General features: G+C 37.6%; 11 protein-coding genes. 4 read left to right on the plus strand and 7 right to left on the minus strand.

The genetic code is table 11. The features are described from left to right. Positions 1 to 180 precede the first annotated feature (180 nt). From FD16_RS03610 to FD16_RS03625, 4 genes are read left to right on the plus strand one after another with little or no spacing between them, the layout of a single operon-like run. Entirely contained in the window at positions 181 to 834 is a 654-nt protein-coding gene (locus tag FD16_RS03610) for a VTT domain-containing protein (protein WP_010621890.1), read from the plus strand. Further along, entirely contained in the window at positions 827 to 1,492 is a 666-nt protein-coding gene (locus FD16_RS03615) for a phosphatase PAP2 family protein (protein ID WP_010621889.1), read from the plus strand. The genes FD16_RS03610 and FD16_RS03615 overlap by 8 nt, the downstream gene beginning before the upstream one ends. A gap of 5 nt (positions 1,493 to 1,497) precedes the next feature. Further along, entirely contained in the window at positions 1,498 to 2,439 is a 942-nt protein-coding gene (locus FD16_RS03620; protein ID WP_010621888.1) for a glycosyltransferase family 2 protein, read from the plus strand. A gap of 8 nt (positions 2,440 to 2,447) precedes the next feature. Then, positions 2,448 to 4,424 carry a hypothetical protein gene (locus FD16_RS03625; protein WP_010621887.1) on the plus strand — a complete coding sequence of 659 codons (1,977 nt, stop codon included), beginning with the start codon at positions 2,448 to 2,450 and terminating at the stop codon, positions 4,422 to 4,424. Between the two features lie 209 nt (positions 4,425 to 4,633). Here the strand turns inward: FD16_RS03625 and FD16_RS03630 are convergent, their stop codons facing one another. From FD16_RS03630 to FD16_RS03660, 7 genes are all read right to left on the minus strand, one after another. After that, complete coding sequence (locus tag FD16_RS03630) at positions 4,634 to 5,059, minus strand: MarR family winged helix-turn-helix transcriptional regulator (protein WP_010621886.1); 426 nt, start codon at positions 5,057 to 5,059, stop codon at positions 4,634 to 4,636. A gap of 116 nt (positions 5,060 to 5,175) precedes the next feature. After that, positions 5,176 to 6,126, minus strand: coding sequence for a DMT family transporter (locus FD16_RS03635; protein ID WP_056938523.1), 951 nt, complete (start codon positions 6,124 to 6,126; stop codon positions 5,176 to 5,178). A gap of 75 nt (positions 6,127 to 6,201) precedes the next feature. Beyond that, entirely contained in the window at positions 6,202 to 6,561 is a 360-nt protein-coding gene (locus tag FD16_RS03640) for a hypothetical protein (protein ID WP_155804341.1), read from the minus strand. 90 nt (positions 6,562 to 6,651) lie between these two features. Continuing rightward, positions 6,652 to 6,894, minus strand: coding sequence for a hypothetical protein (locus tag FD16_RS03645; protein WP_010621884.1), 243 nt, complete (start codon positions 6,892 to 6,894; stop codon positions 6,652 to 6,654). Between the two features lie 118 nt (positions 6,895 to 7,012). Beyond that, the gene (gene rihA, locus FD16_RS03650; RefSeq protein ID WP_056938524.1) at positions 7,013 to 7,948 is read right to left on the minus strand and encodes a pyrimidine-specific ribonucleoside hydrolase RihA; all 936 of its coding nucleotides are present in this window, start codon (positions 7,946 to 7,948) and stop codon (positions 7,013 to 7,015) included. 98 nt (positions 7,949 to 8,046) lie between these two features. After that, positions 8,047 to 8,673: a response regulator transcription factor gene (locus tag FD16_RS03655; RefSeq protein ID WP_010621883.1), complete on the minus strand. Its 627-nt coding sequence runs from the start codon at positions 8,671 to 8,673 to the stop codon at positions 8,047 to 8,049. Beyond that, positions 8,670 to 9,905, minus strand: coding sequence for a sensor histidine kinase (locus FD16_RS03660; RefSeq protein WP_056938525.1), 1,236 nt, complete (start codon positions 9,903 to 9,905; stop codon positions 8,670 to 8,672). The genes FD16_RS03655 and FD16_RS03660 overlap by 4 nt, the downstream gene beginning before the upstream one ends. Between the last annotated feature and the right edge of the window lie 243 nt (positions 9,906 to 10,148).

Genomic DNA, 10,148 nt, shown 5'->3' on the forward strand with positions numbered 1-10,148 from the left:
GATAATTTGCCAGTTTAATCGTTGATATACTAGCAATTTAGTCGTAATTAATCCGAATTATGAGAGTTTATCATTTTAATATCATTCAAAGCTACTTTTTTAAAGAAGGATTCTCTTATAGTATGAAAATCGAAATAAAAACACACCATTTATTGGTTATTTTAGAAAAGAGGTTTTCCTATGATTACGTCATTTATTGTTTCAATTTTAAATATGCACCACTTGTTGCCAGTGCTAATTGGACAATATGGTGTGTTTATATATGTCGGGCTCTTCTTAATGATTTTTATTGAAACTGGACTGGTTGTTTTTCCATTTCTACCAGGAGACTCGCTATTATTCTTGTGTGGATCAATTGCGGCGATGAGCAGCCATTCGCTGAATAGCATTATTCTAATTATTCTGTTATCACTGGCCGCTATTATCGGTGACAGTTTAAATTTTGAAATTGGCCAAAGGTTTGGTAAACAGCTGACGACCCCTAGGTGGCACAAGGTGATCAAGCCTAAACACTTAGCACAAGCTAAAGCGTTTTTCAAACGACATGGCAGCCTCGCCATTTTTCTGGGCAGATTCGTACCAATGATCCGGACACTGATCCCATTCACTGCTGGAATTAGCAAAATGCAGTATCGCAAATTTGTCTTTTTCAATATTCTTGGTGGTATTGCGTGGGTAAACATTGCTATTTTATCTGGTTACTTCTTTGGTAACATCCCGGTTGTCAAGGCACACTTTGAATTAATTATGCTGGGAATCGTCTTTGTCTCATTGATCCCCGTCGCAATTATGGCTCTCATTAATAAAAGAAAGGGGCAAAAAGCTGATGCGTAAAAGTAAGACCTGGCTCATTTTTGGTATTGGATCACTAGTCGCTTTTGCACTTTTAAGCGCTGGTATCTTATCAAACGCAGCAAGTCTGCAGTCATTTGATAGTTCAATTCAACAATTTTTCTCTTCTTTCATTAATCCGACCAATACGATGTTTATGTCTACCTTTTCCTTCTTTGGTAGTCCAGCCGTTTCAATTGGGCTAACCATCATTATTGCATTAGCAATTTGGTTGAATAAAAACCGCACCATGGCAATATGGATCATATTTACTCAAATTATCGGCAGTGGGATCGCTGAAATCGTTAAAAACATCGTTCAACGTCCTCGTCCCACACTACAAGTGATTAAAGATACAGGGTTCAGTTACCCGAGCGGACATACATTCTGCACCGCCATTTTAATCATGGTCATTTTATTTATCATGGTTCCAATGATTAATGATCAAGAAGTGCAAGCTTTAGTTTCAATATTGAATGTTTTATGGTTTGTCGTCATTGCAATTTCAAGAATTTACCTGCGCGACCACTTTCCAACTGACGTTATTGGCAGTACCCTTCTCGCAATTTCATGGTGGGAAGTTTCACGTGGCATCTACTTTTTTGCTCAAAAACATTTAGCTGGATCGAAGCTATTGGCAAATCATATGAAAGGAGAATAATAGATATGGAAAAACTAACAATTGTCATTCCAGCGTATAACGAAGAAGAAGTCCTTCACTCATCATTAGAGCGCCTATTAAAAATTGAAGATTCAATAATTAATTCTCAAAACATTGATGAAAGCTCAAATATCATTGTAGTTGATGATGGTTCAAAGGATAAGACTTGGGAAATAGTTGAACAGGAAAATCAAAGCAACAGCCGAGTTACCGGCATTAAATTCAGCAAAAACTTTGGTCATCAGAATGCATTAATTGCAGGTATGACTGAGGCAATTAAAACGGCTGATTTAGTGGTAACAATCGATGCCGATTTACAGGATGATCCGGACTCAATCCCGACAATGTTTCAAGAATATACACAAGGTGCAGACATAGTTTACGGTGTCCGTAACAATCGAGAAACTGACACATGGTTTAAACGGAACTCTGCCGGCTTATTTTACAAAACACTCAATGTATTAGGTGTGCGGTTGGTACAAAATCACGCAGATTTCAGAATGATGACCAAGCGAGCAATTAGTACCCTGCTCGAATACCATGAGAGAAACATGTTTATCAGAGGTGTCATTCCAATGCTGGGGTACAAAACGGCCAAAGTATATTACAAACGAACACCGCGGATGGCTGGTGAATCAAAGTATCCACTCAAAAAAATGTTAGCTTTTGCCTGGGATGGCGTCACGTCATTAACCATTGCACCAGTTAGAGCAATTCTAATGTTAGGACTGCTTGTCAGCATGCTTGGCGTCTGTGCGCTAATTTATTCCGTAGTAACCAAATGGATGGGGCTAACCGTTCATGGATGGTCATCGCTAATGATTTCTATCTGGATTCTTGGTGGTCTTCAAATGATTAGTCTTGGTGTAATTGGTGAATATATTGGTAAAGTTACTACGGAGGTTAAACATCGTCCCCGCTTTACCATCGAATCTAAATTGAAGTGAGATGTCTCATGAAAAAATTGGCAAATATAATACCGATCATCTTAATTATCGGTTTATTTATCGGAATGATTGGTAACCTAGTTGTACAAAACAATATTGTGCAGTCCTGTGTCTTGATCGCCGCAGCGATTTTTGTTTGGTTGAGTCGGACATACTTATCTTCTTTTTTTAATAGTTTAACAAGTAAACAAATGAAAGCGTCTATTTTAGGCGGCTTAATAGTGATTCTGGTTGTCCAAATATTAGTACTTGTATTCCTACCTGCTACCGTTTATCACGATCCATTTCGTGTGCTATACCAGGCAGAATTACTGAGCCATAATGAATTTAACTGGAGCAATTCAACTTATTTTTGGAGATACCCAAATAACGTATTTTTAAGCGTCTTCTTAGGTCAATGGCTTAAAATAACTAATTTATTTCATTTAACTACTAATATCAGTATTCACATTCTTTCAATTATCTTTTTAGACAGTTTTATTGGAATAACATTATGCTGGACTTTTTTTAAAAAGCATCGACAAGATATCACAATGTTCCTACTAATATTTTTTATTATTAGTCCATTTGCGTATACCTATTACCTGCAAGTCTTCTACTCAGATCTACCTTCACTATTATTTATCCTTTTGACATTTATCATTCTTTCAGACTGGACTTCATTTTCGAGAAAATTAAAAATTGCTGGTGGTATAGCATTATTTGCAATGACAATTTTGGCCGAACTAATTAAGCCAAATTTTGTTTTACTAGCAATTGCCATTGTCGTAGTAATGGTATTTATGTTATTCACAAACCGCAGCCTTTTAATGAAATTCCTCTTACCATTCATAATTATTCTTGCCGGTTTTGGCATTTCTCACCCAATCAGTAATGCAGTTAATTCAAGCGTTCATTTTCAAACCGAATCAAAGTATGAAATGCCAATGACCAATTGGATTTGGATGAGCTATAATCCCCATAGCAATGGTACTTATGTCGGCAAAGATATTGCGAAAATGAATCAGTTACCTACTAAACAAGCAAGGTCTAAGTACATTAAAAAAGCTTTGCCGAAAAGAATTAAAAAATTAGGCGTTCGCGGCCTTTTGTCAAGATGGCTGGGAAAAGCAGTAACCTTCTTTGACGTTGGTAAAATTCAAAAATCTTACACTGGTGGGTTCATTAGTGCTCCGGCTGCTTACCAAAAGATTCAAACTCAGCTAAGTGTCTTAGGTTCGTTGATTATGAGAATCGGATTTATCATGATCTATGGCAGCGCAATTATTAGTTGTCTCAAACTAATCAAAAGTCGCGGTCTTGTCAATGATCCCGTCGCACTATTAACACTGACTCTTGCAGTTGGATATTTTCTATTTCACACTCTGATCTGGGAGTCAGAAAGCAGATATGGCCAAGCTGTCATGCCATTACTGCTCATGACTATTGCCAGTTCTGCTTCGGAGTCATCGGCAATTCAAAAACCGATTATCGGTAAAAGAACACAACGATTAGCTGGCACGATTGTGGCCATAAGTGCCATAGCGATTGGCATAGTTTCAGGACAGCCTTTCATCAAAGCACAATCAAGATTTGTTGCACGGCAAGGGAGTCAACTATCAATGCAATACCATGCTAAGCCGTTTCTATTGCAAGGTCATGACAGTGCCATCCAATCAGTTGTTTTAAACCATCAAGCCTCGAAATTCACAATTACAACCCAGGCTTCATCTGGTATTCAAGCAGAGTTGCTCGATGTTACCACTCATCATCGTTACCAATTTAAGCAAACAACCGATAGGCTGACTTTGCATCAGCAACTTAATCCTGGTAATTATGAAATTAGAATTAAAAACAACAGTAATATAGCTGCACCAATTTCCATTATTAAAACCAAAAACTATCAGCTAGCACCTAAACCACTTAAAATAAATCATCAATCAAACCGCAACGCCTCCCTCATCTATTCAGCCCAAGTAAAGTTTCATAATAGACAATTAATGTAAAAAGAGTGGGGAAAAGGCGTTTTGCTCCCAAAATATAAGCCTCCTAAGACTAAAATCCTGCATTTTGGATTTTGGTCTTAGGAGGCTTATGTGGCCGGAAGTAGCCGTTTATTGCACGTTTGGACTAGATATATTAAAGAATTAAATTAGTCTGTTTTAGTACCGTTTATAGATACAATAGGTACTTTTGTCCCTATTTTTCTCTATTTTTATTGGAGCTTATTTTTAATTTTACCCAGACTATCCGTCAAAATAGTTTTACGATCTTCGTCAACAGCAGATTTTACTGTAGTCTCAAGTTCCGCAAATATTTGATTAATTGTCTTAATAACAGCATGTCCCTTAGGCTTTAAGAATAATTGCTTTTGGCGTTCATTATCCGCCGGGATTTTTCTAACCAGATAATCCTGGCTTGTAAGTGATTTTAACATGTTGGTTACCGTTGCATTTTGCCGATTTAAAAACGATGCTACGTTTTTTTGGATCGTTCCTGGATGCTCATCAACATACTTTAGTAATCTAGCTTGTTGAACATTTAATCCAACATCACTAAGTCGCGAATGGATGAACTCGTTTTCCCGCATAACTATTTCGTGCAAAAGTTCCGAAATGTTATCTGGATCATCAGTCTTCAACCTAATCCCTGCTTTCTGTATTAATTTAAATTATGTAATCATTATACAGAAATTTAATTAAAATAAAAACTTTTAATTAATTAGAGTGTTGTAGTTGTAACTCTTCAGCTCATAAATCAAAAGATTCTGATGAAGCCCACTCCAATTATCATAATCAAAATACCAATTATTTGAATCACCGCTATCGGATTACGTGGTGATTCCAACCAACCGAATTGATCAATCAACAAACTACCAATCATCAAGCCAACTAACACGATAACCACTGCCAATCCTGTACCAACAAGCGGTACCATCACGACATTTCCTAGAACAAATAACGCGCCAATGATGCCACCCATCCACATCCACCACGGATTAGAGGTTGAATTAGTTTTATCGATTTTAAGTGGCAATCTCATTATGGCAACAATGATGATTAAACAGACAGTACCTACCAAAAATGATACAAATGCTGCATGCACTGATGAATGCAATACTGTGCCCAAATGACCATTAATTGCCGTCTGCATTGCACTTAAAACACCAGTAACAATCCCAGCAATTCGCCACAGCCATAAACCATACTGTTTATTATCATTTTCAGTCTGCTTGTCTATCTTATTATGACGAGCATCTATCCAACCCTTACCGGCAACGGTTATAATTACTCCACATAATACCAACAAGGCACCAGCTAACCGTATTCCTGTTAAATGACTAATAGGTGAGTAAAACAAACCAAAATTGTCGATCACAAGGCCAGCGATAATTTGACCTAATACAGGCATTATCACTGTTTGGACACTACCCAATTTTGGAAAAAGCAAGATATTGCCGGTTAAGTACACAACTCCTAGAAGCCCGCCCAACCACAACCACCACGGTTGTGATGTAACTATTGACCATTTAAAGAATAGTGTATGAATCGAAAAAAGTGTGATAATAGCTAAAAAAATGGTTCCCACAGTAAACGAGGTCATTGATGCTACAAATGGTGAACCAACTGATTTTCTCAGTCTCGAGTTAATACTTGTTTGAATGGGTAAACCGAAACCAATCGACAACCCAATGATAATTGCTAACATATGATCCTCCCTTAGTTGTTTGATAAATCATATCATACAACACCCAAATTGGCGGAGGTGAATAAATTCATTTTGTTAGCGCCAGTATGATTCTGTATTGCTGTTCATTTGAACTTGCCAAGCAATAATTTCGTCTAATAATCCGTAATCAATCTCCTTTTGCCAGGGAATAGTAATAGAATCTTTTGTTTTAAGGTATCCGGCCGCACTAATGTCATCCTTGAATTGTTCGAATCCTTTAGATTTTGAAATCAATACGATACCACCTTCAGTTGCATTAAACTCGATAATATCTGTTTTGTGATCCGTAAACATTGGTGATTCGTTCACTAAAGCCAGTCGCAAATGTGGAAAACGTTCAGTAATCCAATCTAGTACATCATGAAGTTGCTTTCGTTGATCATCATCATTAATATTTTTAAAAAAATCTGCCAAACTATCCATCCATAACACCCGATTTCAAATTAATAACCGCTTACATATTATAACTGATTTTTGAATTTTTAAAGCAAAATAATACGTAAATCATTTTTTGCTATTATCCTCTGGCATGTGTATTAAAACTGCATCTGCTGCCAAAATAAGTACCAACCCAGCGATCATTGCAGCCATACCATGAAATAGTAGTGTAATTGACGCCAACATCATAAAGGACATCGACAACATTTGACGTCTGGTTCTCTTGGTCAAATCATGTCGATATTCATTAAGTTTATACACGCCAAAAATCATCACAACTATTATGATAGCTAGTTTTACAATCATCATTGGAGTCACTTCCAATTTAAAAAAATTCAACAAAGGATCACGATATTACACTATTCATACCGTGATCCTTCTCTCGCATTGACAATATCCAATTTCAGAGTCAGGTTTAAAAATTAACTTAATTAAATTTATTCAGTGACTTCATAATGAGATCAATAAATGCCTCTCGATTCAAATCTAGCAAAACTTCTGTATTATGGGGTTTCCCAGTAAGATCGTAGTAATCACAGACGGTTTCACCACGAACAAGATCACCCTTTGTTTCAACGTCGACATTCATCAACTTTGTAGTAAACATATTAGGATTGATCAACCAAGCAATCGTGCATGGATCATGCAACGGTGCTCCCTTGAATCCCCATTTAGGATTTTCATGGTAAATTTCAAAAAAGCTGAGCAGTCCATAAAACGCCTTACCAACAGAATTATCAATTGTTTTAACCTGTTCAATTTCACTTTTTAGTATTTGAGCTTTGTGGGTAACATTTAACGGTGCCATCACTGTCGGAATGCCGAAGTTCAAAACAATATTTGCAGCTTCCGGATCAACAAAAATATTAAATTCAACAGACGGCGTCCAGTTTCCCAGTCCCATTGCTCCACCCATAAAGACGATCTGATTGATTTTTTGTCTGGCCAAATCTGGATAAACTCGTAAAAATAGTGCCGCATTTGTCATTGGCCCAGTGACTACCAAAGTAACCTGACTTTCCGATTCCCGTAACGTCTTGGCGATGAGTTCAATTGCGGTCATCTTTTGAGGCTTAAAGTCAGGATCGGGCAGATCCGCACCATCGAGTCCACTTTTGCCGTGAACATTGCCCGCTGTTTCCAGTTTCTTAACAAGGGGTGTTTGATTGCCACTGGCTACCGGAATATCTTGACGTTTCATCAGCGTTAATATCTTCATGGCATTGTTTAACGTCTTGTCAGGTGTTTGATTGCCGGCCGAAGTTGTCACAGCCAATAATTTAACATCATCAGAAGCAACAGCAATCATCATGGCGAGTGCGTCGTCATGTCCCGGATCACAGTCTAAAATAATATTTTTCATCGATATAATTCCCCTTTGAGATATTCTTTTCTATCCGAAACTAATTATCCCAAAGAAACTGATTTACAGCAAGCGTTTACATTAGTTTAATCACTCACCTATAACTCAATTAAATGCAATTTCAAAGCCTTTGCAACTGCCTCAGCCCGAGTAAAAACTCCTAGTTTATTATAAATGCTGGTTAAATGAGACTTGACTGTTCTCTCGCTAACATTGATATTGCTGGCAATTTCTTTACTGTGTAATCCTTGCGCAACCTGAGTTAGAATTTGATGTTCCTGCGGTGATAAATCAACTGCTACAGAATCAGTTGGCAAAGCATCAAATGCCTTGCCAGCAATCCGTGGCTCGATATATGTTTCACCCTTCATAGCACCTCGAATAGCTTGGACGATTGTATCTTTATCAGCATCTTTTAATAAAAATCCTCGTGCTCCCAACCGCAAGGCCTCCTGAATCGGCTTTTGATCATCGAATGTTGTCAGCACAACAACTGGCAAGTTAGGATTATTTTGATGTAACTGCTTAATTAACGTGATACCATCCATTTTGGGCATCCGAATATCCGTTAACACTAAATCCGGTTTTGATTCATTGATAATTGATAGTCCAGCCTGACCATCTGACGCAGTTGCAATTACATTAATATCTTCAATGGTTTCAAAAATTAATTCTAGCCCTGTCCGGAGTATTTCATGATCATCAACAATTACAATATTTATCATGCTAAATCCTTTCTATCGGTTGCCATCGTCAGCGTTACAGTTGTACCTTCATCCGGAGTACTTAAAACAGTCACTACTCCACTTAAACTTTTAGCACGCTCTTGCAATCCCGTCAGCCCATAATGGTCCTTTTTTTTAATTTTTCTATCGTGGTTATCAAAACCGCTACCATAATCAATCACCTGTAGTTTAAAGACATTACCACTAATGAATGTTCTAATGACGGCTTGATCTGTTTGCGCATGTTTTGCGACGTTCGTTAGTGCTTCAGAAACAATTCGAGTTATTTCAGTTAACTGACTTGGTGAATAATCTGGTACTTCATCAGCATGAACGGTAACATTTAGTCCATAATTTTTATCAATTGCCTCAGCCACAAGTTGTAATCTAGCTGGGAGACTTTCCTCCGTGGTACTTCTCAAGTCAGTGAGTGTGGTACGGGAATCACGAAGCGCATCACGAGCAATATCAATTGCCTTTTCAACTATTTCTTTAGCTCGATCATTTTGTCCCTTATGCATAAAACTATTCGCCGCCTCCAGTTGCATTACCAATCCGGCAAGCCCTTGAGTCAAAGTATCATGAAGTTCTCTAGCAACTCGTTGACGTTCAGCATGAACTGCAGATTCTTCTACTTGGGCATATGCCAACTTTAATTCGTTATATAGATCTTCAAAATGTTGCCGTTCTCGCAACTGAATGTAATAAATACGCCAAAAATAAAGGACAAAAACCATGACAAATACAAATGCCAACAACACAATTAGGCCCTGCATCCAACCAACAATGGCTGTATACGCTCCCCATACCAAAAAATAAACAAACGTGATACATGTAAAAATTTTGTGTGGATGATCATAAATGATGATTAAATAAACCATGAAGACTGGGTATGTACCGATGTAAATGACTGGCGTCCCATTTACAAGCACAATCGAATATATCCAAGTCAAAATAAGTGGTAGTCCCACCACCATCCACTTAGCATGTATGTACAATCGCGGGCTAAACCAAATTGACAACATTACACTGCCGATTGAAAACATGGCAAATAGTGGTGCAACGCTCCTTGTTTGACGCGCAATTGCAATTCTATAGGACAGTTGAGAACCATGCATAGTGTCTAATACAAAAGCCGCTAGACAACCAACCATCAGCATCCATGCAATTAGAGGACCACGAACTGCTTTTAAATTTTTAATAATCTGTTGTTTTTGATAATCATTGGTCATTATTGGTCCTCCATCAATATTGTTACTGCTAATATACATCAAAAAGATTTCAATTTGGAGAAACTACGAACGGTTCGAAAGTATTATTTTAAATCTTTGGTTATTTTATTGCTGAAATCAGCTCAGCAGGCACTGAGACCTAACGTCTAAGGAGCTCCCACAAATCAATCGCATAGTTCGCGATTAATCTGTGGCTTCTGTTATTTTTTATCGCTGAAATCAGCTCAGCAGGCACTGAGACCT

It is taken from the genome of Paucilactobacillus suebicus DSM 5007 = KCTC 3549, assembly GCF_001434475.1.
GTDB classification, from domain to species: domain Bacteria; phylum Bacillota; class Bacilli; order Lactobacillales; family Lactobacillaceae; genus Paucilactobacillus; species Paucilactobacillus suebicus.

What these genes read in the sequence shown, in the direction of transcription:
- FD16_RS03610 (WP_010621890.1), top strand. Translation starts at nt 181, where the DNA reads ATGATTACGTCATTTATTGTTTCAATTTTAAATATGCACCACTTGTTG.
- FD16_RS03655 (WP_010621883.1), bottom strand. Translation starts at nt 8,673, where the DNA reads ATGATAAATATTGTAATTGTTGATGATCATGAAATACTCCGGACAGGG.
- FD16_RS03645 (WP_010621884.1), bottom strand. Translation starts at nt 6,894, where the DNA reads ATGATGATTGTAAAACTAGCTATCATAATAGTTGTGATGATTTTTGGC.
- FD16_RS03635 (WP_056938523.1), bottom strand. Translation starts at nt 6,126, where the DNA reads ATGTTAGCAATTATCATTGGGTTGTCGATTGGTTTCGGTTTACCCATT.
- FD16_RS03660 (WP_056938525.1), bottom strand. Translation starts at nt 9,905, where the DNA reads ATGACCAATGATTATCAAAAACAACAGATTATTAAAAATTTAAAAGCA.
- FD16_RS03620 (WP_010621888.1), top strand. Translation starts at nt 1,498, where the DNA reads ATGGAAAAACTAACAATTGTCATTCCAGCGTATAACGAAGAAGAAGTC.
- rihA (WP_056938524.1), bottom strand. Translation starts at nt 7,948, where the DNA reads ATGAAAAATATTATTTTAGACTGTGATCCGGGACATGACGACGCACTC.
- FD16_RS03615 (WP_010621889.1), top strand. Translation starts at nt 827, where the DNA reads ATGCGTAAAAGTAAGACCTGGCTCATTTTTGGTATTGGATCACTAGTC.
- FD16_RS03625 (WP_010621887.1), top strand. Translation starts at nt 2,448, where the DNA reads ATGAAAAAATTGGCAAATATAATACCGATCATCTTAATTATCGGTTTA.